This is a genomic window from Sphingobacterium sp. R2, assembly GCF_040760075.1.
In the GTDB taxonomy this organism is placed as follows: Bacteria; Bacteroidota; Bacteroidia; order Sphingobacteriales; family Sphingobacteriaceae; genus Sphingobacterium.
In genome coordinates, this window is record NZ_CP142884.1 from 1,635,676 (window position 1) to 1,659,782 (window position 24,107).

13 protein-coding genes, 2 tRNA genes and 3 rRNA genes are annotated in these 24,107 nt (G+C 42.1%); 10 read left to right on the plus strand and 8 right to left on the minus strand.

The window, feature by feature from the left end; translation table 11 throughout:
- The first annotated feature begins 1 nt into the window (after nt 1).
- The 5 genes from VXM68_RS06820 to lepB all read left to right on the plus strand — a co-directional run bounded on the left by VXM68_RS06820 (nt 2) and on the right by lepB (nt 6,173).
- Nucleotides 2-1,792: an HSP90 family protein gene (locus VXM68_RS06820; protein WP_367210862.1), complete on the plus strand. Its 1,791-nt coding sequence runs from the start codon at nt 2-4 to the stop codon at nt 1,790-1,792.
- 87 nt (nt 1,793-1,879) lie between these two features.
- The gene (locus VXM68_RS06825; protein WP_293955995.1) at nt 1,880-2,941 is read left to right on the plus strand and encodes a hypothetical protein; all 1,062 of its coding nucleotides are present in this window, start codon (nt 1,880-1,882) and stop codon (nt 2,939-2,941) included.
- A gap of 113 nt (nt 2,942-3,054) precedes the next feature.
- Nucleotides 3,055-3,528 carry a hypothetical protein gene (locus VXM68_RS06830; RefSeq protein ID WP_367210863.1) on the plus strand — a complete coding sequence of 158 codons (474 nt, stop codon included), beginning with the start codon at nt 3,055-3,057 and terminating at the stop codon, nt 3,526-3,528.
- Nucleotides 3,529-3,820: 292 nt separating this feature from the next.
- Nucleotides 3,821-4,555, plus strand: coding sequence for a hypothetical protein (locus tag VXM68_RS06835; RefSeq protein ID WP_293955992.1), 735 nt, complete (start codon nt 3,821-3,823; stop codon nt 4,553-4,555).
- Nucleotides 4,556-4,595: 40 nt separating this feature from the next.
- A complete protein-coding gene (lepB, locus tag VXM68_RS06840; RefSeq protein WP_367210864.1) occupies nt 4,596-6,173 on the plus strand; it encodes a signal peptidase I in 1,578 nt (525 codons plus the stop codon).
- Between the two features lie 784 nt (nt 6,174-6,957).
- Here lepB and VXM68_RS06845 read toward each other — a convergent pair.
- A complete protein-coding gene (locus VXM68_RS06845) occupies nt 6,958-7,179 on the minus strand; it encodes a hypothetical protein (RefSeq protein WP_367210865.1) in 222 nt (73 codons plus the stop codon).
- Between the two features lie 422 nt (nt 7,180-7,601).
- On the opposite strand from VXM68_RS06845, the gene VXM68_RS06850 reads away from it, so the two are divergent.
- The 5 genes from VXM68_RS06850 (at nt 7,602) to rrf (ending at nt 12,762) form a co-directional block, all read left to right on the plus strand.
- Nucleotides 7,602-9,131, plus strand: a 16S ribosomal RNA gene (locus VXM68_RS06850).
- Nucleotides 9,132-9,254: 123 nt separating this feature from the next.
- Nucleotides 9,255-9,328, plus strand: a tRNA-Ile gene (locus VXM68_RS06855).
- Nucleotides 9,329-9,339: 11 nt separating this feature from the next.
- Nucleotides 9,340-9,413: transfer RNA gene (locus VXM68_RS06860), tRNA-Ala, on the plus strand.
- Nucleotides 9,414-9,641: 228 nt separating this feature from the next.
- Nucleotides 9,642-12,523, plus strand: a 23S ribosomal RNA gene (locus VXM68_RS06865).
- Between the two features lie 127 nt (nt 12,524-12,650).
- A 5S ribosomal RNA gene (gene rrf, locus VXM68_RS06870) occupies nt 12,651-12,762 on the plus strand.
- The 16S, 23S and 5S rRNA genes sit together here with 2 tRNA genes alongside, the layout of an rRNA operon.
- A gap of 672 nt (nt 12,763-13,434) precedes the next feature.
- Here rrf and VXM68_RS06875 read toward each other — a convergent pair.
- From VXM68_RS06875 to VXM68_RS06905, 7 genes are all read right to left on the minus strand, one after another.
- The gene (locus tag VXM68_RS06875; RefSeq protein ID WP_367210866.1) at nt 13,435-15,561 is read right to left on the minus strand and encodes a hybrid sensor histidine kinase/response regulator; all 2,127 of its coding nucleotides are present in this window, start codon (nt 15,559-15,561) and stop codon (nt 13,435-13,437) included.
- A gap of 287 nt (nt 15,562-15,848) precedes the next feature.
- The gene (locus VXM68_RS06880) at nt 15,849-16,127 is read right to left on the minus strand and encodes a DUF4342 domain-containing protein (RefSeq protein WP_070561781.1); all 279 of its coding nucleotides are present in this window, start codon (nt 16,125-16,127) and stop codon (nt 15,849-15,851) included.
- 483 nt (nt 16,128-16,610) lie between these two features.
- Nucleotides 16,611-17,255, minus strand: a complete 645-nt coding sequence (locus VXM68_RS06885) for an HAD family hydrolase (protein ID WP_367210867.1) — start codon at nt 17,253-17,255, stop codon at nt 16,611-16,613.
- A gap of 185 nt (nt 17,256-17,440) precedes the next feature.
- Nucleotides 17,441-18,466: an endonuclease/exonuclease/phosphatase family protein gene (locus tag VXM68_RS06890; protein ID WP_367210868.1), complete on the minus strand. Its 1,026-nt coding sequence runs from the start codon at nt 18,464-18,466 to the stop codon at nt 17,441-17,443.
- 7 nt (nt 18,467-18,473) lie between these two features.
- A complete protein-coding gene (locus VXM68_RS06895) occupies nt 18,474-19,853 on the minus strand; it encodes a DUF5689 domain-containing protein (protein WP_312332298.1) in 1,380 nt (459 codons plus the stop codon).
- Nucleotides 19,854-19,864: 11 nt separating this feature from the next.
- Nucleotides 19,865-22,582, minus strand: coding sequence for a TonB-dependent receptor (locus tag VXM68_RS06900; RefSeq protein ID WP_367210869.1), 2,718 nt, complete (start codon nt 22,580-22,582; stop codon nt 19,865-19,867).
- An 85-nt stretch (nt 22,583-22,667) separates the two neighbouring features.
- Complete coding sequence (locus VXM68_RS06905) at nt 22,668-24,095, minus strand: fimbrillin family protein (protein ID WP_367210870.1); 1,428 nt, start codon at nt 24,093-24,095, stop codon at nt 22,668-22,670.
- Nucleotides 24,096-24,107: the final 12 nt, after the last annotated feature.

The window sequence follows — 24,107 nt, forward strand, 5'->3', positions numbered from 1 at the left end:
CATGCAGGAAGAAAAATCATATTCCTTTCAGGTAAACTTGAAAGGAATGATCGCGCTGCTCTCAGAGCACCTTTATAGCGATCCCAACACATTTATTCGGGAACTGCTTCAAAATGGGGTGGATGCAATTACAGCATTAAAACACTTGGATGAACATCATCAAGGAAAAATCAAGATAGAATTACCAAACGTTGAGCAACCTAAATTTATGTTCCAAGATAATGGAATAGGTCTCAAGGAGTCCGATATCCACCAATTTTTGTCGGTTATTGGCGAGAGTTCGAAAGGTAAGGACATCAAGGATGCACAGGATTTTATTGGAAAGTTTGGCATTGGACTGCTCTCTTGTTTTGTCGTCAGTGATGAGATTATTGTGGAAACAAAATCGGCGCTTGAACAGCAACCCTTACGCTGGACGGCTAGAGCTGAAGGCGACTATAAGATTGAGCGCCTGAGCGATGATGATATTCCTGTGGGAACGAAGGTAATTTTAAGCCCCAAAAAACAATACAATTATATTTTTGAAGCGGACTATTTCGAGAAGAAAATTAAGTTTTATGGAGATGCACTGCGAGAATCCATTTCAATCGTGGTAGGAGGTGTTGAAAAGATCATCCATAAGGATGAACCTAAATGGTTTGCTTCATCGGTTTCGAAAACAGATTTGTTAGCGATAGGGAAAGAGCAGTTTCATGTCAACTTTTTGGACGCAATTCCATTTGAAACGACTGCGGGAAAAGCAAAGGGCGTGTTGTATGTTTTACCTTTTCGTACGCAATTTAGCAGCAAGCAGCGTCACCGTATCTATTTGAAGCGCATGTTCCTCGCCGAAGAAGATCAATCGATTTTACCAAACTGGGCATTCTTTGTCCGTATGCTTGTCAATACGGAGGAACTTAGTGCCACCGCATCGCGGGAGTCTCTGATGAAAAATGATTTGCTGCGGCAGGCGAGAAAGGAAATTGCTGCCGTTTTGAAGACGTACCTGCAGCAAGTGAAGAAGATTGATTACGATATTTATATACGTATTATCCAAACGCATTATCTTCATTTGAAAGCATTCGCCCTAGAAGATCCCGATTTTTTAGCAATCTTTTTGGCGGATATTCCGTTCGAAACCAACCGTGGACAACGAAGCTTTCAAAATATAATTGATTATCAGCAACAACTCTATTATTGCGCCGACTTTGAAGATTTTAAACAGATTGACCGAATGGCTGATACGCAGGGGATAATGCTTATTAACGCTTCTTATACGTTTGATACCGAGCTACTCCGTAAGATCAAACAAAAATATCCCGAGTATACTATTACAGAGATGTCGCCCAATCAGCTACTAGAGACGTTTCAGCCGATTCATGAAGACGAGCATCATCAATATTTTTCTTTTCAGAAAGATGCACAACGCATTTTGGACGACTACAACTGCATTTTGGAAATTAGACGGTTTAAACCAGTTGATACGCCGGCCATTTTTACAAAAATGGACCAAAATAACGTGGAAAATACGATTAGCCAATTGAAGGAAAATGCAAACCCCTTTGCGCAGGTACTCAAGACATCCAGGCCAAATAAGATCCAGAATACATTATGTTTAAATGCCGATAATGCATTGATCACCACGCTAATGGATATAAAGGATGCGTATATGCTCCGTTCAGTGATGGAAGTCCTGTATGTGCAAGCGTTGATTTTAGGCAAGTATCCGGTAAAGGAACGTGAAATGAAAGTCTTGAACGAGGCCCTGAAGAACCTCATTGTCATGGGACTGGATAATTTCGTGAATCTTTAAGCCGTTTTTTTACGTTTCTCATCCGGCCATTAGAAAAGTTGTTTATAACGGAACTATAATTCATTAAAAGAACACAATAAAATAGAAATGTATACACTTAAAATTCAGAAACTTCGCAATCAAGTTGCGCGAGTAGATAATACATTGGAGAAAGTCAACCTATTAACGCAGGCTATTCGGATTGCCGATGAAAATCAAGATATTGAATGGGGATATGAGCTCCGTTTAGATTTAATTAGCGAAGAGATCGATCTTGCTTTTTCGACCGAATCTTTACCTGCTTTTGCTTGGATACTGCAGGCGTATGATGAAAATCCGGAACGCTTTAACGAAGAGGATTTCTTATGGCAGTATAAATGGATGATGGCCGAACTATATGACAATCCCGCGGTCAGCCGTGAACAGATAGAAGCTGCTCTAGGCGACTTTGAACAACGGTTGATCCGTAATGGTTATGGTAAGCGCGCCATATACAACGAGGAACTCAGTGATGCCCTGGCGCAAAAGGATCTGGCTGCTGTTGAAGTGGCATTGACGAATGTGAATGCTTTGCAAAGAGATGATATGAGTGACTGTGAAGCATGTGAAATGGATGCAGAAGTATCAGCAACATTATTGCAGTATGGCTATGCCCCAGCAGTAGAAAAAGCTTTGCCACTCATTGAAGGACAGTTCACCTGTTCACATGTTCCTCTGCGTACTGCCGTAAACCTTGCATATGAAGGTTACAAGCACGGAGATGCTGAACAAGCAGACAGAATGGCAAAACTCGCAGAAACGGAGGTGTTTAAGAAAGAGAAAGATTCCGCAATATTAATATCAGCTATTAAACTAGCAACATATTTCTCGTATACCGACCTCGGGAAATCCAAGGAATGGATCGAACGATTTTTACCCTGGGCCGATGGACCCGAAAATAGGTCCATGTTTCAGTTGGCGTGCTACGTTTGTGAAGCCATGAAAAATTTTAGAGCTGACGAACATTTTATGCTTGAGCTAGGGCAGCAGCATAATCTTTTCCAAGGTAAAACTAGCTACACAGCTAGCGAACTGGCCGGGCACTATAGGAAATTAGCGCATCAACTTGCGGAGCGGTTTGATCAACGTAATGGCAATAACAACTTTCGCAATCAACTAAAAGCCTTATAGGTCTCAATATCTTCAGAAATCCCTGATTTCCGTGATGGGATTGCGCTATGTTTGAAGTTATCTTTGTGTAAATGAGACTCAAATACTAAAACTTAAACTAAAAATAAATCAATATGATTAAACAGATGATTACTGGCGTATTGACCGTGGCGGCTCTGACTATGTCGAGTTGTGGGTCAGGAGAAAAAGATCCTGTAGCATACAATAATTCGATCATTACCGTGATCAACGGAAGTGAAAAACATGTGACGGACATGAATGCAGCAATGAATAGCTCCGATTACACCAAAGCTGAACACGTGCGCACAGCATGGGAGAAGTCTTTAAATGATGATATCAAGAAAGTAGAAGACCTTGGTGATTTTAAAGGTGATGCAACATTCCAAAAAGCAGTGCTCAATGGGTTAAACGGCTACAAGAAGATCGTAACGGAAGATTATCCTAAATTGATTGAGCTTCGCAAGAATAAAACATCCGATGCAGCGACAGAATCAACCTTACTTGATAATATCAATAAAGCATTTGAAAATATGGGTAATGGAGTCAATAAAGCTTCAGCGGAATTTGAAAGTAAATATACCAGTTAAAAGCATTCAATTAACAAAAACAAAAGCCACATCACAGAGAAATGATGTGGCTTCATTTTTTGCCGTGCAGCTATTGTTGCTTGATAAACACGGGATCCTAAAATCTTTGCGGAGTATTGTAGGACAGCACCTGACAAAACAAAATGCTAACAAATGTTAAAACTCCTTAGGCTGAACTTGAATTTCATATTTTTATGTAGTTTTACGTGAAGCTTAGCGGAGAGTAACAAGTATAAGTGAATACAACCAAAGAGTTTATGCGATCAAGAACTATTGACAAAAACAGATTTTAATGAAAGCCATATCAATTTTAACTGCTGTGATTTTGTCTACCTGCACCAGTATATTCATGACAGCTCATGCACAGGAAGTCGCAAAGAAATTAGATTACGTAGTGCTTATTACAGCAGATACCCTTTATGGAAAAATCTCCTCCATCAAGGATCACAAACTCAAATTTGAAAATCAACAGAAAGAGAAACTAACTTTTACCCCAGATCAGGTATTTCGTGCTTACTGGGAATCAAAAAGAAAAGTCTATGCACCCTCTTATGTCGAAAATGGTTTGGAACCTGTTCAGGGAACTTCTCCACAAGTATTTCAAATAGGTCGATATTATACAGAGGAGCCAACTTTTGCTGAAGTGTTGGTTGATGGAGAAATAATGGTTTATTATGTGTCTAATTTGAATCTCGGTGGTGGCGGCGGAATGATGTTTGGTACAGGCGGTGGAGGTACAATGTTATCCATTGGAGTCAGTAAGTCTAAATATGCCTATGCATTAAAAAAGTCAACCGGTGAGGTGATTGAAATAAATAGCAATACGAATGGACTTTTTAGCAACAGCAAAAAGAAGCGGGCAATTGCTCTGGGACGTTTGATCAATGACGAACCGGAGCTATTTGCTGAGTTTGAAAATGAGAAGAAGTATGATTATGATCTTTTTATAAAGTACGTTATGCGCTACAATGAGCTTCAACTTTCAAAAACCTCTTCCGAGGAGAGAAAGAAACTTATTATTTATTGATATTTTTTTTTAATTACTGATTCTGCAATTAAACGAATTTATGATACTTACAATCTTTATTGTACTGACTATAGTTGCCGCTTACGGCTTTTGGTTGCTATTTGAAAAAGCAGGCCGTAAAGGCTGGGAGGGAGTTGTGCCCGTCTATAGTCAGTGGATCCAATCACGTATCCTGGGCAAGAAGACCTGGCAGCTGATCCTTTTGCTGGTTCCGATCGTCAATATTTTTGTCTTCTATAATCTCTACCTCGATTTTATTCATTGTTTTGGTAAAAGAAGATTCTGGGAAAACTGCGCCGCAGTGCTGGTCCCTTTTATCGTTCTACCTCTTTGGGGCAAGGATAAAAATGTGCAATTTCTAAATGGGCTATACACCAAAAATCTGAAAACAGTGCATGCTGAAGGTCGCGGGGCAACAAAGGAAGCTGAGTTGGAAATTGCGCATGAATCGTATATAGACTATAATAAGAAATATCCCTATAAAAAATCAATGGTGCGTGAATGGGCCGATGCCATTGTTTTTGCCACTGTTGCTGCCACGCTGATTCGTGGTTTTTTATTGGAGGCATTTATGATTCCTTCAGGTTCTATGCAGCAGTCGCTCCTGATTGGAGATTATCTCTTTGTCAGCAAATTGAATTATGGACCCCGTATTCCAAATACACCCATAGCTTTCCCTTTTGCACATCATACCATGCCACTTATAGGAGGAAAAGCATTCTCTGAACTTATTAAAATTCCTTACAAGCGATTGCCTGGATTTCAAGAAATAAAAAGGAATGATGTGATCGTATTTAATGCCCCTGCCGGCGATACAGTCGCTGTGGAAAATCAAGATATACCCTATTACGATTTGGTACGTAGTATGGGGCGTGAGGCAGTATATCAACAATTTACGATTCAAACTCGTCCCGTTGACAAAAGAGAACATTTAATTAAGCGATGTGTGGGAATGCCCGGAGACAAAATCAGTATGAAAGAAGGTGTCTTGTTTGTGAATGACAAGCCAGGCTTTGTAGCGCCAGAAAGTCAAATGGATTATACGGTTATCACTGATGAGACAGGTCTCGACGAACAGCGCTTGAAAGATATGGGAATAGAAGTTTCTGCCATTCAGCCCGGTGTGTATCTCATCTTTTTAACAAATGACCAAGCGGCTATGGTAAAATCTTGGTCGAATGTCAAATCCATGCAAATGAACTTACGCAAACCTGGAAAAGTCGAAGCAAATACCTTTCCGAACGACCCTCAGTATAAGTGGAATTACGATAATTTTGGCCCGTTTGTAATTCCAAAAAAGGGAATGGCGATTTCCTTGAATGCTCAGACGTTGCCGCTCTATGAGCGAGCCATACGAGTGTATGAAAATAATCGGCTTGAAAAGAAAACGGATGGGCTTTATATCAATGGAAATCGAACAGATTCCTACACCTTTAAAATGGATTATTATTGGATGATGGGAGATAATAGGCACAATTCGCTCGATGCTAGAGACTGGGGATTTGTTCCTGAAGACCATATTGTCGGAAAAGCACTATTTACCTGGATGAGCTGGAATGCAGATGGTAATGGGCTTTCAAAAATACGATGGAATAGAATTTTTAAAGGTATTCATTAAAAAAGAAAGGATACTAACAATAAAAGGGGAAATGATTAGAATCATTTCCCCTTTTATTTTTGATTGTGTCTGTAAAGCAGCGAAAAACTAATCTCTTGCTGAAGGTATTGATGCATTCAGCCACTTTCTACTACTATTAAGACCCTCAATATCTCTTTTTATAGGCAACTGATGGTCGACTGAGCAGAGGCAGGCTCCATTGTTCGAGTCAAGGTTAAAGCCAGCAGTCTAAAGGCCAATAACCGGGACGAGAATTGCTTCGACCATCAATTTTCCTTTAGCCATTGACGAATGTTTTGTGCAATCGTTTGTTTCGATTACGCAATCGATATGTTCCGCTTGATGAAAAAGCCTGCTGAGGTAAGATAAATTGGATAAGAAAGATGTGCGATCTTGAATTTCCCAAAAGAGTGAGTAACTTTTAGGGAATTTTTTTGTTTCAAGCAGCTCGGCTCGTTTTCGACCTGGATTAGCCCTTGCATCGATTGTAAATATTTGTATAATAGACTGTAATATTACCTGGAAGGTAACGGTAGCTATCTTGAGCGCATCCCGATTGTATGCCTGAATCGGATTCGGTGTGGAGCTAATACGTAGATAATACAGTTATCACCTTCTTTTCCCTTAGTTTGGTTTTTGTTTACCTATAGCTTAGCCTTAAGTTAGGTTTAGTTTAGCCATAACCTATACTAAACCTAAACTAACCCTAACTAAAACCTAACTAAACCCTAAACTAACCTATAACATGATAGCGTCTTCGATGCCTTCGATCGGCCGTCCTATACTACGCATTCGGCAGGCCGGTTAGTCCGGCGGTGCCGGCCGCCCCGTTTTCCCACCCGGAGCTCCTTTTATCTGCGATCTGCCCCTTAAATTCCGCTCCGGGAGACTGCTTCCCAAAAATAATCTCCCATCCTTCCAGTGAGTTATGTCCAAAATGAAATAAATAAGAACAAAAGGCTTGGAAGTTTGTTTGTAAACTTCCTATCTTTGCACCACTCCGCAAGGGAGGAACGGTTGCTTCGAGAGAAGAAACCCTGAAAAAAAGAAGGGTTTAATAGAAGTCTGGCAGGATCTAAAATCCCGCCCGGTTTATTTTAAACGCGGAAATCGAAAAAAGCGAAAAGAAAAAAACTTCAAAAAGTTTTTGGAAGTTCAAAAAAGATTTCTACCTTTGCAGTCCCAACGGAAACGGAGGGAAAAACAAAAAAGATAAAGACGGCCTGGTGCCATCGGAATATAGCGGATACGGAAGTTGAAGCGACAAAGTTCTTTAAGAAAACACAATCATGTAAGCGTGACGAGTAGACAAACGAAAGTCGAAAGTCATGAACAAATTCAAGTAATTCGTTCAATTCGATCCAAGATCAGAGATATAAAAAAGAATTCTGATTATTTATAAATAGTTGGAATCAAAAACTTCATTTTACAATGGAGAGTTTGATCCTGGCTCAGGATGAACGCTAGCGGCAGGCCTAATACATGCAAGTCGGACGGGATCCGTCGGAGAGCTTGCTCGAAGATGGTGAGAGTGGCGCACGGGTGCGTAACGCGTGAGCAACCTACCTCTATCAGGGGGATAGCCTCTCGAAAGAGAGATTAACACCGCATAACATCAACAGTTCGCATGTTCGGTTGATTAAATATTTATAGGATAGAGATGGGCTCGCGTGACATTAGCTAGTTGGTAGGGTAACGGCTTACCAAGGCGACGATGTCTAGGGGCTCTGAGAGGAGAATCCCCCACACTGGTACTGAGACACGGACCAGACTCCTACGGGAGGCAGCAGTAAGGAATATTGGTCAATGGGCGGAAGCCTGAACCAGCCATGCCGCGTGCAGGATGACTGCCCTATGGGTTGTAAACTGCTTTTGTCCAGGAATAAACCTAGATACGTGTATCTGGCTGAATGTACTGGAAGAATAAGGATCGGCTAACTCCGTGCCAGCAGCCGCGGTAATACGGAGGATCCGAGCGTTATCCGGATTTATTGGGTTTAAAGGGTGCGTAGGCGGCCTGTTAAGTCAGGGGTGAAATACGGTGGCTCAACCATCGCAGTGCCTTTGATACTGACGGGCTTGAATCCATTTGAAGTGGGCGGAATAAGACAAGTAGCGGTGAAATGCATAGATATGTCTTAGAACTCCGATTGCGAAGGCAGCTCACTAAGCTGGTATTGACGCTGATGCACGAAAGCGTGGGGATCGAACAGGATTAGATACCCTGGTAGTCCACGCCCTAAACGATGATAACTCGATGTTGGCGATAGACAGCCAGCGTCCCAGCGAAAGCGTTAAGTTATCCACCTGGGGAGTACGCCCGCAAGGGTGAAACTCAAAGGAATTGACGGGGGCCCGCACAAGCGGAGGAGCATGTGGTTTAATTCGATGATACGCGAGGAACCTTACCCGGGCTTGAAAGTTAGTGAAGGATGCAGAGACGCATCCGTCCTTCGGGACACGAAACTAGGTGCTGCATGGCTGTCGTCAGCTCGTGCCGTGAGGTGTTGGGTTAAGTCCCGCAACGAGCGCAACCCCTATGTTTAGTTGCCAGCATGTAGTGGTGGGGACTCTAAACAGACTGCCTGCGCAAGCAGAGAGGAAGGTGGGGACGACGTCAAGTCATCATGGCCCTTACGTCCGGGGCTACACACGTGCTACAATGGATGGTACAGCGGGCAGCTACATAGCAATATGATGCTAATCTCTAAAAGCCATTCACAGTTCGGATTGGGGTCTGCAACTCGACCCCATGAAGTTGGATTCGCTAGTAATCGCGTATCAGCAATGACGCGGTGAATACGTTCCCGGGCCTTGTACACACCGCCCGTCAAGCCATGAAAGTTGGGGGTACCTAAAGCATGTTACCGCAAGGAGCGTGTTAGGGTAAAACCGATAATTGGGGCTAAGTCGTAACAAGGTAGCCGTACCGGAAGGTGCGGCTGGAATACCTCCTTTCTAGAGTATCGCGGATCGGTACTCGTCACGTTACATATGATTGCAAAAGAAGAAAAACATCAGAAGAAAGTGCCCGCCCCTAAGGGAGCAGGACCGAGAGAGATAGATGAACAGGAAATAGCTAGTCCCGTAGCTCAGTTGGTTAGAGCACTACACTGATAATGTAGGGGTCAGCAGTTCAAATCTGCTCGGGACTACGAAAACGTTTGGGGAATTAGCTCAGCTGGCTAGAGCACCTGCCTTGCACGCAGGGGGTCAACGGTTCGAATCCGTTATTCTCCACATCTCCGGGGAAGTATATAGCGATATACTTCATATATACCGGAAAAAGAGTTCTTTGACATATTGAAAGAGAAAAAAAATTACAAGAGAAGACAACAGTATAGAGACAATACGTGTATGTGTTTGATGTAGAGAGGAGACCCTCGGTCAAGGCCGAACGAATCTTTACGTAGCATACGTGTATATATATCAAAAGCAGCCGCATAGTAGCAAAAGGCTATGCCGGTGAAGAAAGTAAATAAGGGCACACGGGGGATGCCTAGGCTCTCAGAGGCGAAGAAGGACGTGATAAGCTGCGATAAGCTGCGGGGATTGGCAAATGCGACGTGATCCGTAGATTTCCGAATGGGGCAACCTGGCTATTTGAAGAATAGCCGTATAAAACGCGAACGCGCTGAACTGAAACATCTAAGTAGGCGTAGGAGAAGAAAATAACAATGATTTCCCAAGTAGTGGCGAGCGAACGGGAAAGAGCCCAAACCGTTTATGTTACGGCATAGACGGGGTTGTAGGACCACGAGATTGTACAGCGCTATGAACTGGAAGCAGGTGGGAAACTGCGCGACAAGGGTGAGAGCCCCGTACAGGTAAAGAATGTTGACATAGTGGTATCCTGAGTACCGCGGGACCGGAGAAATCCTGTGGGAATCCACCAGCACCATCTGGTAAGGCTAAATACTCCTGAGAGACCGATAGTGAACCAGTACCGTGAGGGAAAGGTGAAAAGAACCCCGAACAGGGGAGTGAAAAGAACCTGAAACCGTGTGCTTACAAGCGGTTGGAGCAGACGAGTTCTGTGACAGCGTGCCTTTTGCATAATGAGCCTACGAGTTACTCTTGTCTGGCAAGGTTAAGTCCTTCAGGGACGCAGCCGAAGCGAAAGCGAGTCTTAATAGGGCGCATAGTCAGATGAGGTAGACGCGAAACCTTGTGATCTACCCTTGGGCAGGTTGAAGTTGCAGTAACATGTAATGGAGGACCGAACCGATAAACGTTGAAAAGTTTCCGGATGACCTGAGGGTAGGGGTGAAAGGCCAATCAAACTGGGAAATAGCTCGTACTCCCCGAAATGTTTTTAGGAACAGCGTCGGCGTAGAGTTTGATAGAGGTAGAGCTACCGATTGGGTGCGGGGGAGTCAAATCCTACCAAATCCAGACGAACTCCGAATGCTATCAAATATAGCCGGCAGTGAGGCTTTGGGTGCTAAGGTCCAAGGCCGAGAGGGAAAGAACCCAGACCATCAGCTAAGGTCCCCAAATTCGTTCTAAGTTGAACTAACGAGGTCCGGTTGCCCAGACAGCTAGGATGTTGGCTTGGAAGCAGCCATTCATTTAAAGAGTGCGTAACAGCTCACTAGTCGAGCGGCCGGGCGTGGATAATAAACGGGCATCAAGAACGGTACCGAAGCTATGGATTTGTACTGAAAGATGTACATCTGGTAGGGGAGCATTCCATCGCCGGAGAAGCACAGTGGTAATGCTGTGTGGAGGTTATGGAAAAGCAAATGTAGGCATAAGTAACGATAAGGCGGGTGAGAAACCCGCCCACCGAAAGACCAAGGTTTCCTGATCAACGTTAATCGGATCAGGGTCAGTCGGGACCTAAGGCGCACCCGAAAGGGGCAAGCCGATGGACAACTGGTTAATATTCCAGTACTCTTCATAACTGCGATGTGGTGACGGAGTAGTGACACTGCCGCGAACTGACGGAATAGTTCGTTGAAAGGCGTAGGTATTGGGGTTGTAGGCAAATCCGCAACTCTAGCTGAAACCCAATAGTACAGCAAAGCTCCGGTGGCGCTGATAGAGCAGGTAAACAGACTTCCAAGAAAACCCGCTAAGCTTCAGGTTATGAAGACCCGTACCGCAAACCGACACAGGTGGTCGAGGAGAGAATCCTAAGGTGCTCGAGTGAGTCATGGCTAAGGAACTCGGCAAAATGGCCCTGTAACTTCGGGAGAAGGGGCGCTGTCTCGAAAGAGCAGCCGCAGTGAAAAGGCCCAGGCGACTGTTTAACAAAAACATATGGCTTTGCAAAATCGCAAGATGAAGTATAAGGCCTGACACCTGCCCGGTGCTGGAAGGTTAAGAGGGGATGTCATCGCAAGAGAAGCATTGAATCGAAGCCCCAGTAAACGGCGGCCGTAACTATAACGGTCCTAAGGTAGCGAAATTCCTTGTCGGGTAAGTTCCGACCTGCACGAATGGTGTAACGATCTGGGCGCTGTCTCAGCCATGAGCTCGGTGAAATTGTGGTATCGGTGAAGACGCCGATTACCCGCAACGGGACGGAAAGACCCCATGCACCTTCACTATAGCTTAACATTGAGATTGGGTACAGGATGTGTAGGATAGGCGGGAGATGTTGAAGTGGCTTCGCCAGGAGTCATGGAATCAACCTTGAAATACCGCCCTTTCTGTATCCGGTTTCTAACTCGGCAATGCCGAGGACATTGTTTGGTGGGTAGTTTGACTGGGGTGGTCGCCTCCAAAAAGGTAACGGAGGCTTTCAAAGGTAAGCTCAGTACGCTTGGTAACCGTACGCGGAGTGCAATGGCATAAGCTTGCTTGACTGTGAGACCGACAAGTCGAACAGGGTCGAAAGACGGACATAGTGATCCGGTGGTTCTGTATGGAAGGGCCATCGCTCAAAGGATAAAAGGTACGCTGGGGATAACAGGCTGATCTCCCCCAAGAGCTCATATCGACGGGGAGGTTTGGCACCTCGATGTCGGCTCGTCACATCCTGGGGCTGGAGAAGGTCCCAAGGGTTGGGCTGTTCGCCCATTAAAGTGGCACGCGAGCTGGGTTCAGAACGTCGCGAGACAGTTCGGTCCCTATCTGTTGTGGGCGTTGGAAGTTTGAGTGGATCTGACCTTAGTACGAGAGGACCGGGTTGGACAGACCTCTGGTGAACCTGTTATGCCGCCAGGTGTACGGCAGGGTAGCTACGTCTGGAATAGATAAGCGCTGAAAGCATCTAAGTGCGAAACTAGCCACGAGATGAGACTTCCTTATAGGGTCGTAGGAGATGACTACGTTGATAGGCCATAGGTGTAAAGGTTGAGAGACCAAAGCCAAGTGGTACTAATAGCCCGAAGCTTTCTCAAGCAGACAGACACTGTTGTCTTCCTCTTTAATTTTTGAAACGTACAGAAACGTGACTCTTTCAGTATATATGTCAATTGGCATGGATATGCTCATAACTGATCATACCATAGCAGCCAATAAAGATTTTTAGGTGCCTATATCGGCGGTGTCTACCTCTTCCCATTCCGAACAGAGCAGTCAAGCCCGCCAGAGCCGATGGTATTGCCGTAACAGGTGGGAGAGTAGGTCGGTGCCTTTTTTTACACGGAAGCCCTTGCTGGAAACAGTCAAGGGCTTCTTTCGTTTGGATAGGGCCTGGCCATCGGTGAGGCTGGTCCAGCGGAGGCTATCCATCTGCCATGTAATTTTTCCCATCCTTACCTGTTTTGGGTCCAGTGACGATCCACTTTCTATGTGCTATCATTCGTATTTCCAGTAGTTGCTACACGAATCTTCTATAACTTTATCCGGTTAAAAGATGTAAATAGTTTATTCGTTCTGGAATATAGTTTCACGATCGCCATAACGGTATAGCAGCATTTTTCATCGACAGGACTCGCTCTTCTGTAAGGTATATCAGCATAGTATCCATCTAGACAATCTAGCTTCATCGGATAACATGGCTATAATCGTAATTTGGGAATACAGATTTAATGGCGAAATAATTCGTCATGGCCATATTGCTTTTCTCTAATTGCTGTCACCATAAACTATTGTCCATATACAGAGCCGTTTCATCATCACTTTTCTGCTATTGTTTACTTTGGAGTCAGGCTAGTGGCCACTGTACTACAGATTGTTATCAATGATTGTAGCTTGGTCGGGAAGGGACAGGAAGATACTGGAATGGAAAGCTTTTTCGGCTGAAGGCAGCGCTGGCTGATTCTATGCCGTTGAAGATATAAGTATTAACGTGGGAAGATTATTTAATTTATGAAATGCGCGCAATGATTTCGGCAAGAATAGCTTTGTTTAACGGTTTGGTCATAATGCCATCAAATTCATGTTGCTGGCCTTCTGGAGCCTGCATGGTTACCTGTGATTCGTCTGACGTTAATGCAATAACTTTACTATTCCATCCTCGCATATGATTGGTGTCTTTGACGGTATTTAGAATGTCCCAGCCCGTAGGACCTTGCATTTTGAGATCGGTTATAATAATATCCGTTTTACTTTCTTTCAGATAAGTTATTGCAGCAGTTGAATCTTGATAGATCTTTACATTTTCGAAATGTTGCAATGCTTGTTTTAGAAATAGATTATTAATTGCATTATCATCAATAACGACAAAACTTAAATCTTTTGATAATTTGCTCAAATTTGTGATTGGTTTTCTGTTTTTCTTTTCTTCGGTAAATGGGACGACTAATGTAAATGTTGATCCTTTACCTTGTTGACTGTTAACACTTAACGTTCCGTTTAGCTGTGCAGCCATGAGTTTAGAAATATGCAATCCCAATCCAAAACTACTTTTGGATTTTTGATCAGTCATATAATACTGTTCAAAAATATGCTCTTGATCTTTCGCAGAAATACCCTTTCCTGTATCGTTAACTACAATATGTAATTTTGATCCCTGATTTTTGGTGATATAGGCTTTCACTTCTATCGTCCCCTTATCCGTATATTTAATGGCGTTACTGAGGAGGTTGGAAACAATCTGTCGTACGCGATATGTTCCGCTTTTGATTAAGATGTCGCGATCGATATCAATGGAGCTAATAAGTTTTAATGCTTTTTTATCTGCCTGAGATTGGAGCATTTTAATCACATTGAGGAGTAGTTGAGATGGTGAAAAATATTCAGCCTTTATTTCTAATGTACCAGACTCTAACTTACCGAGATTTAGAATATCTTCAACAGTATCATTGATCACATGAATATCTTGTGTGATGGCATCTAATAACATAGGGTTGATCCGGTTGCTTTCGGCGTTATTTTTTAGTAAGTCAATAATGCTTACTAAAGAATTGACTGGTGTGCGTACATCATGACTTACATTGGCTAATATACTCGTCTTCTCCTTTGCTGTTTTCAAAGCGTAGTCCCTGGCAGCGGTCAGTTTCCGTTCATACACCAGTGTATTGTAGTGGTATGATAAGAGGAGCGTTACCATAATTATCATGAGAATAATAGAAGCTATAACCTGCTTTCCAAAAATAGAGGAGTTTTCACGATAAAGCTTGAAATCTTGAATTTCAGCGGCGCGTAATATTCCATCTTCATGAGTTTTAATTCGTAGCAATGCAGTACTAATCGTGTTGAATAAGTTATAATTAGCTTGTAAAAGCTGCCTTTCTTTTTGCTGAAGCTCCATAAATGAACGGCGAATTTTGCTGAAATCTTGGAGATGGAAAATTTCATTTTGCGCTATCAAATTTTGGATTTGGTTATGTATAGCTTTGATTTGGTTAACATTGAAATTTTGCGCTAGCTTAGCTGCGACCAAGGTGTCATTTTTTGCTTTGAAAATACGGGTAAATAGCTTCTCTTTTTTTCGAACTATCGTATCTTTCATGGTGACATTAAGAGCTGTATCTCGTAATATCTCGTTGACAACTGAATCAGCAAATATTCTATTATTTCCTGGACGGATGTTTTTATTTGTTTTGGTTAAGAGCGAAAGAGAGTCTTTCGCGAGAAAAATCATGTTGTCAACAGATTTTTTAATTCGTGCGAACTCATCCGAGAGGGAAATATTTCGTTCCAAGAATGTATTTGTAGCGCAAGTAAGTCCTTTTTGCGACGATAATTCCGATAGTGAATCAATATAAAACCGGAGCGTATCCAAACTATTGCTGTAGTTCTTTAAATTTTTGGCACTAAAATCCACGGTGTAGGAACGAAACGCATTTCCGGAGTCGTTATATGATGAGAAGAGTTCATAAAAAAGATTTGTCAATTCATTCTTAGCGCTGTATGCTTTATTTAGACGGGATTCGGTTTTTTGGTATTCAATATATTGATAGGTAAATATCGAACCGATAAACATCAAGGAAAGAATGAGGAAGGCAATTAAAACTGTCCTGATAATAAATAATTTTCTACTTTTTTTCACGTTATTGTTCTTTCATTCTACTAAATTAACTATATCCTGTCTTGTTTTAGTTTAGAATTCAAATTTAGCACTAAAAAACTAAAACCAGTTGCAAGCTTGTAGACAGGGAGCTACTTTTTGGAAAACTTATGTCATCTTTTGACTGAGCGCTAGTGTGGAGAAATCATTTAGATCATTTGCGAAGGAATAGATGAAATTGTACTGTATGGATGTATACCAAGAATTTTATAAAGAAAGGGCTATCCAAATTTTGGATAGCCCATCTTTGTAGGTGATAGTATAGTATTTTATTTGAGTTCAATCATCTTCTGATTTGCATGCTCTTCTTTTACTTCTTGAAGAATTGCAATTTCAATAGGTGCAATCAGGCTCAGTATGATCAATGCAATGAAAGCTACTGGAAAAATAATTCCGATGATTACAGCTAATAGTAAGGAGATATTTAAATATTCTTGCCCATTCTTGGATGAAACTTTTAAACGGGAGCTTTTGAAGGAATCAAAAAGATCTTGAAAAACTTTAGTAATTGTTTTACTGTTGATGCTGAATGTTGTTTTAGTTGCCATGATGTTTATTTTTTAAATTTTTATTTCTTATTTGATGACTCAAAGATAGGACGGAAATAGCGCACTGACCACGCTCATTAGGTCAATCTCGAATCAATCTCGGTAAACACCCAGCTTTTGTCGGTCAATACCTAGGCTTCTTTTTAATTACTTTTGCATTCACTATAGTCTCACCCGGTTTAGTTTTTACATTTTTGGAGATATCAGGCATATTGCACGACTTTATTTTCTTATACTTGATCCGATATCACGCATCCTGCTCTTTAAGGAAGAAAAACGTATGCTATATCATTTTAGAGGCATTCTTCTCCTAAAAATCGAAGAGTAGAAATCTTGTTGAATAAATGCTTTAGTAGTTTTTGCGAATTGGTCTCTTCTAAGTTGTTACGTGGTTCATAAAAGATATTTCGACACAAATCCCCACACCGTATTGTCTTAGTTTGAATAGATGTATTTTATTGCTAATAAATCCCTATCCGTACATTATACAATTTCCAACAGTTCCTGTGGATGGTGGATAATATGCTGTGCACCGTGTTGTCTTAACTCGCTCTCTTCCCGAAAACCCCAAGTAACACCGATAGCTGTTACCCCTGCATTATTGGCGGTATCCATATCCACCGATGAATCGCCTACATAAAAGCAATCTTGTTTGCTAACACCGAGTGTTTGGATACTGTCGAAGACAATATCGGGATCAGGCTTGGCGGGGCGACCTGTTCGATGCCCCAGGACGAGATCAAATGAAATATCGGGAAAGTATTCGGCCATCAAAGGTATCACCGCTTCATGGTATTTATTTGATGCTACCGAGATGAGATAGCCTAACGATTTCAGTTCTTGTAGTAGCGGTATAATCCCTGTGTAGGGTCGTGTATGCGATACAGATTGTTGTTCATAATATGTCTTAAAAGCTGCAAGTAAGACTGTGGTCGTCTCTACTGTCCGTGCTTCTTCGGGTAATGCCCTTTCGATAAGTTTCTCCACCCCATTCCCTACAAATTTCTTATAGGCTACGAGTGGATGAGTTGGATATCCATACTGTTGCAGAACTGCGTTACAACTGTCTCCAAGGTCTTGTAATGTATCTAGTAGTGTCCCGTCTAGATCAAATATGATAAGCTTCATGATTTAAATCTAGTAAAAAATTGCGTTTTAACTATGGTATAATCGTGCGATTAAATGGTAGTTTATATTTTGTGTATAATGATAGATTCCTGAAGACTGGCGATATCAAAAAAGATAGGAGCCCGTATATAAGGAGCTCCTATCTTTAAGTCCGTTTAAGAAGAGTTAATCGGATTTCATTTATATTATTTTACCAGATAGATCAACGTTGGAAAGTGATCCGAGTAGCCATTGATAAATACTCCCCCAGAAAATGTCCGGTGCGGATAACCTTTGTTGCGGCCTTCCTGTTGAACCAAAAAGTCCCGATTGAAGATTTCTGCTTTGACAAAACGTAAGCCTTTGTTTTTATTATCCAATAGTGGCCTGGAGATAATGATTTGATCAAAAAGGTTCCACTGTCCTTGATAACCAAGAGATCCAATTCCCTTGTCGTAAAACTTCCACATGGTATTATACAAGCCCTGAGCAGGTACATCCTGTGGATTTTTCTTTGCCTGTAATACTTCCTTGACACTTTTATCTTTGGGATCATCATTTAAATCGCCCATGATAATAATCTTCGCTTCGGGATTTTCGCGATATAGGGAATCACATATCCCTTTGGTAATACTTGCGGCAAATTCGCGAAGTTCAGAAGATTTATTGCCATAACGCGAAGGCCAGTGATTGACAATGATATGTACCGTATCTCCAGCAATTGTACCGGATACCAATAGTTGATCTCTCGTCTTAAAGCCTGGGTTTTCTGGTAGGTTGAATGGATGAACCTTGTCATTAAAAGGCGTGAAGAATTCCGGATTGTAAAGGAACCCAACATCCACACCGCGACGGTCAGGAGAATCGTGATGAACGATCTTTAATCCCAGCTCACGGAGCTGTGGATCTCGTGTAAGATCTTCCAGAACCCGACGGTTCTCAATTTCGGCTACCCCTAGAGCGATAGGACCCAAACTAGAACTAGGTGAACCGATGGCACGAATCGCTCGTGCCATGTTTTTTATTTTTTGTTGATACTTAGCTTCTGTCCATGTATTGGCACCCTTTGGTGTAAACTCATCGTCATTGATCGTCGAATCCTTTACAGGATCGTATAGGTTCTCCAAATTGTAGAATGCAATGGGGTAAACCCGACGGTTGGTTTGCGCGAAACCCGGATGGGCAGTACATAAAAGGAGAAGTAAAATACAGCTGATGTGTTTATAGTTCATCTTTCATCTATTTAGTAACGATAATCGTGTTGTCTGAGCCGCTTCCGCCAGTTGCGCTTACGATTTTAATATTGTCTAAACGGAAGCCAAAGGCATTGTCAGCGCCAGTCATTATAAATTCGACAGTACTTGTCGCTGCAGGTGTAATGTTTGGAATACTGACGGTGTAATATTTATTGCGATCATCTGTCGAATTGATCGCTACAGGCGTGCTTGGAATCGTATAACTTGTTCCGTTGACCTTCACCTTTATGGCATTGAGGTTGGTTGCTTCACCAACATTGTAAATATTAGGAACAAGCTGGTAGCTCAATGTAAGATCCGTTTTGTTGGTCGTTTGGATTCCGGTGATTTTCAGTGTAATATCTTTGTTTGCCGGAAGCCATACTGAGGCACTGATTCCTGTTGCTGTACGAATATCTGCCGAACCACTTTCCTCGCTGTACGTCACCGGAGCTTTCATATCGAAATCGGTGAAATCTGCAATTTTAGGACGGTTGCCACTTGGGTATGTGCCATTTCCAAATGTCTCGTTGAAAATTGTTCCTCCGGTTTCAGGGTCAGTTGGTGTTGTTCCGGCGTCAGTTCCATCAAAGTCAATCACATCTGTTTTATCGCGCAGGAAGAGCTGCCAGCCTCCATTGTAACGGCCCAATATTCCGACTAATGTTCCATTCCCTTTAGGAAGAATATCTTTAGCAAAACTGGAGAAGTTACTGTTGCGTACATCCAATGTTTTGCCATTCGCATCTTTGACTACTTCGCTAACAGTCGCCGTTCCACCTGCGAAAGCATTGACACCACCATTGTTAAAACGCACATTTTTAATGATAACCAACTTGTTGACCATCGAAGCGTCTAATTTAGAAAGATCAACTTCCAATGGCGTTAAATTGGCCGCATTTGGCCATCCGTTTACTTTGGTATGCTCTTTGAAAATTTCCCAGGCGATACGGTTGGCATTTGTTCCACTGAAACCGATCTGTAGTTCACTACCATATTTCACCATGGACAGGCCTTTTAAGTTGATAAACACTTCCTGGCCTGCGCGGAAAGTTGTGTACATGCTGTTTTGATCGACTCCTAGATTGATGGCAGCAGTTTCATCTTGGATGTACAATTGTTTGTAGATATTACCCGAAATGTCGTTTCCGGTCACCATTGCTTTAATGATCAGATCCTCATCGATTACTTTTGGATCGGTAATGTTAGCATATTTTTCTTTCAATGCGGCTATCGTGGTGTTGGCATTGGGACCCTCATAGATCGGTTGAGTCAATAGGGGGGCTTCAGGATCACGCTTACAGGCTCCTGTAAATAAGATGAGTCCAATACAGATAACCGATAGCATCGATGTATAGACAGCTTGTATATTTTTTTTGTTCATTATTGTCGAGATTAAAATCTATAGGATACATTCATAAAACAGTTGATTCCCTGCATGTAATAATATTTGGATGCAAACTTATTTGCTGCAGTAATATCCAAACGTGCATTTTCGAAACCTCCAGTTCTGATGTTTTTGTTATTTAAGACGTTATTGACCGCTAAATTGAAGTTCATTGAATTGCGATTTTTCAGGTAAAGGATTTTACCGATTGATAGATCGACTGTTGCGCTATTTTTGAACTTTTCTTGATCAGTAAGGATATGATAAGCATTATCGAGCTCCGGATCGTAAGGATTGATTGTGCTGTAGTTAGATGCCAATTGACGAAGAGGAGCTTTCGATAGATACATATCGCCAGCGTAATTTAAATTAGCGCCAAAAAACCAGTAGTTTACGAAATAACGGACTCCTAAAGTTCCTGCGGTCTGTGGCATTCCACCAACATAGTAGTTATTGAGGTATACCATCTCGCGTTCATTATTGATCAACCCATTTTCGGAGTTTTGTGCTCCCATTGGGTTGTTGCTGTAATAGTATTCAGCCTTTGTTGCTGCGAGATCAATACTCCAATTGTTGTCAACTTTATAGGTCAATCCGAGCTCTATCCCTCTATTGACCTGGTTCATATCTTTTAGACCATGGTTGATAAAGGTACGGGCGGCATCGTTATAGTAACTTTGTCGGCTGATGAGATCTGTAAAGTTGGTCTGAAATACCGATAAACGACCATTTAGTTTCGGCAAGGAGAAGACATAACTGATATCTGTAGAGAATATCTTGGCACTTTTGAGGTCTTCAAAAGTAAAGTCACTTACCCTTGGTGAGATATAAGCATCATTGGCCAATGGTGCTTTGGTCTGATAGCTAATTTTGGCGTTTAATAAATGGCGGCCATTGAATTTGTAGGTCATTCCACCCTTGAAAGCATAGTCAAAAAAATGGTGTTCTTGCCCTTTACCATAAGAATTGGTCGGGAAGCGTCCATTTTTCATGTAGCCTACGCGTTGAAAACTGGTGTAAGAAAGCTGTGTAGCGTAGAAAAAGTCGATGTTCGAATACGTGTATTCGTTTTGTAACCAAGCATTCGCAGATTTGATATTAATGTTGTAACGATATCCAAAAATATCATCTTTGCGTGCCTTAAAGTTGGGATTTAACAAGTCGTTTTGGCTCTGACCTGTATTTTGTCCAAAGTCACGTTCAGAGAATTTGTCAATATCCAGCACATATTCAGCGCCCAGTAGATCCGCTACAGTTTTATATTGCTGGGATTGTGATCCTTTGGCTCCGATACCGAGGGTCAGTTTAGCATGCTCGTTAATGGTTTTGTTGAGCGTTGTATTAAAGCTGCTCTCCAGGAGGTCGCTATGGCGTTTTTCAAGCATGTAAATTGCGGCGCCATCATTGATTTTATTCTCAAGCTTATTAACGAGGTATAAGTTGTCCCAGTCGACCTGCGATACTTTGGCCGATTGCCATAGGTTCGTATAGAACTGATTGGTAATGGAATCCGTAAAGTAGCTTGGTAAATTACGGTAATAATCGGGCCTTGGGTCGGGACCGTTGTACCAATTGAGCGCTGTGCTAGCATATTTGCCATAATGCAGTGATATACCTGTAGTCAGTTTTGTGTTCGGATCGATTTTCCAGATATGTGAAAGGATTGCGGTCGGGTCGTAAGCCGTTACGACACGCGAATTCCTGATTTTTCCATCTTGGTAACCCCAATTGGGGTTGTATAGGTTATTGTCGAGGAGATCGTAGGCTTCCTGGAAAGAACCTGATTGTTGACCACGCTCTACGGGTGAACCAAAGGTGACCAGTGATAAACTATGTTTGCCTTGCTGGAATTGTTTTTCGATGGAAAGTGCGTAGGAGAAGTTTTTGTAAAATGTACCTTCAATATTTCCTTTGTCTGCATAGCGTCCACCGATTAAGCCTGTAAATGCCCAGCCATTGTCCATTAGTCCCGTTGAATAGCTCAGCATACCCCGGCTATAATAATTGCGGTTGGTGTATGTGGCTGTTGCTTTTGCTCCTTTGGCGAAGGCGCTGGCGCGCATATTGATATTTTCGGAACCGCCGATGGAGCCGAATGTGAAGGTCGAGGCGTCCATAGCATTGTCTTGGTCTCCATTTCGGGTAAAATCATTGATGGCTCCGATGGAGGCGTAGTTGAAGACACCACGCAACTGGTCGTTGAAATGTACACCGTTGATATATTTTTGTTCGTATCGGTTGTTGTATCCGCGAAGGCGGAAACGGAATTGAGAGAGCTGATATCCAATTTTGTTGACGTACACGTCATTGGAAAGGATAATTTTGGCCGAAATGTTTTGATCGAAAGATTCGTTATCATCATCCAATAGATCATCGGCAGCCATGCTTAGTTGTACCATGTTGTCATTGTCGGTACTTGGAAGGACGTAGATGTCGTCCATTTTGAGCACGCCGGAGGCTGGGATCTGAACGGTAATTTTGATCTCCTGGATATTACCACCTGTGATCAGGATCGTTTCCTCACCCGAGTTTAACTTCGGTAGGCTGAAGTTCCCTTTGGAATCGGTGACGACCGACTTTTGATTTTTCTCAAAGACGAGACGTACATTGGAGAAAGGTTCTTTGCTCACCTGATTGCGTACGATACCCTGTACATTGGCCCTTTGGGCAAATATAGGTGTACTGGCAGCAGATAGGAGGGCAAAAAGTATGTATTTTTTATACATAGCTTGAGGTTAAATAGTGAAATGTATTTAGCTAACAAATGCAACACATTTTAGATGTGTTGCATTTGAGGATGTTTTTATTGTATTATTTTAAGCCTTTTAAGACGATATTATCGATGCGAAGACCAGCTTTGTTGGTCTGGATATCTGAGAAGAAGGATAATTTTGAGTTAGCAGACAGTGTAGTTGCAGTAGAAAGATCTACTGTTACATTAATGAATTTATTTGCATCTGCAGAAAGAATCATTTTAGATTCAGGATTGAATGTTTGACCGTTAAATATGATTGCTAGATTTTGCAGGTCGAAATCCTTTGATGTCCCAATTGCCACATCAAACGAAACTTTTAATTTACTTGCTTTTTCTGTATTAATTCCTTCTATAGCCAGCTCTGAATTACCTGTAGTGGGCAACCATACGTGATTGTTTACAATAGTCCCAGTTGTTCTAATATCCGCTTTTGCATATTGATCGGAATATGTAACGGTCGTATTCGACCAGCCTTTGAAATCAGCTATTTTAAATTTTTCATCCTTACTTAATGGGGTTGTCCCGAAATCTTCTTGATACAATGTTTGTTCTACAGGATCTGTTGTACCACCATTATCTTCGTCTTTACCGATCACGTATGAACCCGAAGGTACATCGGTCCAGTCTGTAATATTCCCAGACGCCACAATAGCTGCATTGTTTCCAGCCTGCTCTTGCAAGGTGATATTGTAGCTGTATTTTTTACCGGCTTCGTAAGTTGTTGATGATGGTAAAGTCCACGTATAGGTTTCATTACCAATTTTGAATTCAACTTTTGCACCAGCAACGCTAGCTACAGGTAATAAGATGGCCTCTGCTAATGTTGTCGATGTTCCGGCTGTAGTTCTTGCTTTGATAGCCGCCGGGTTAGTGCCAGTAGCTAATGTACCTGTTGCAAGGTCGAAGTTCGCTGTGGTATTGAATCCATTGTAAGTTACGGTAAGACCTGATAGGGAACTAACACCAGTTCCAGCAGTAATTGTCAATTCAATTTTACTGAGTTTGTGGCTAAATTGTAATTGGGCATTTGCTGTATTTTTATTGGCACCAGTTACATTATTAGCATACATGAAGTCAATTTTGTTTTGTTGCGTTTGATCGCTTACATTGACTGGGTAGACATTGTTGCTAATTGTTGTTTGATAAGGATAGTAGGCAATAAAATCTACTTTGGAACCATCAGCTGGGTAATTGATTTCTTCCGTAGTGCTATTCGCTTTGAAGTTTCCGTCTCCACTTGTCGTTACATACTGTTTGTTGCTTGCCAATGCATTGTTTAAACCGTTGCCGGTTTTCATGAAAACACCGATTGCATCGTTGCTTTCCCAGTTTGCGCCAGCAGCTTTTGTGGTCACTTGGTTGGAGATTGTTGACGAAAAAGTTACCGCTTTGGTAATTTCTTGTTCTGAAACAGGTGCCTTTTGGCAGGAACTTGTAACGGCTGCTGCCGCAGTCGCTAGGAATAAAAGTTGGTTTACTTTCATAATTAAAATGAA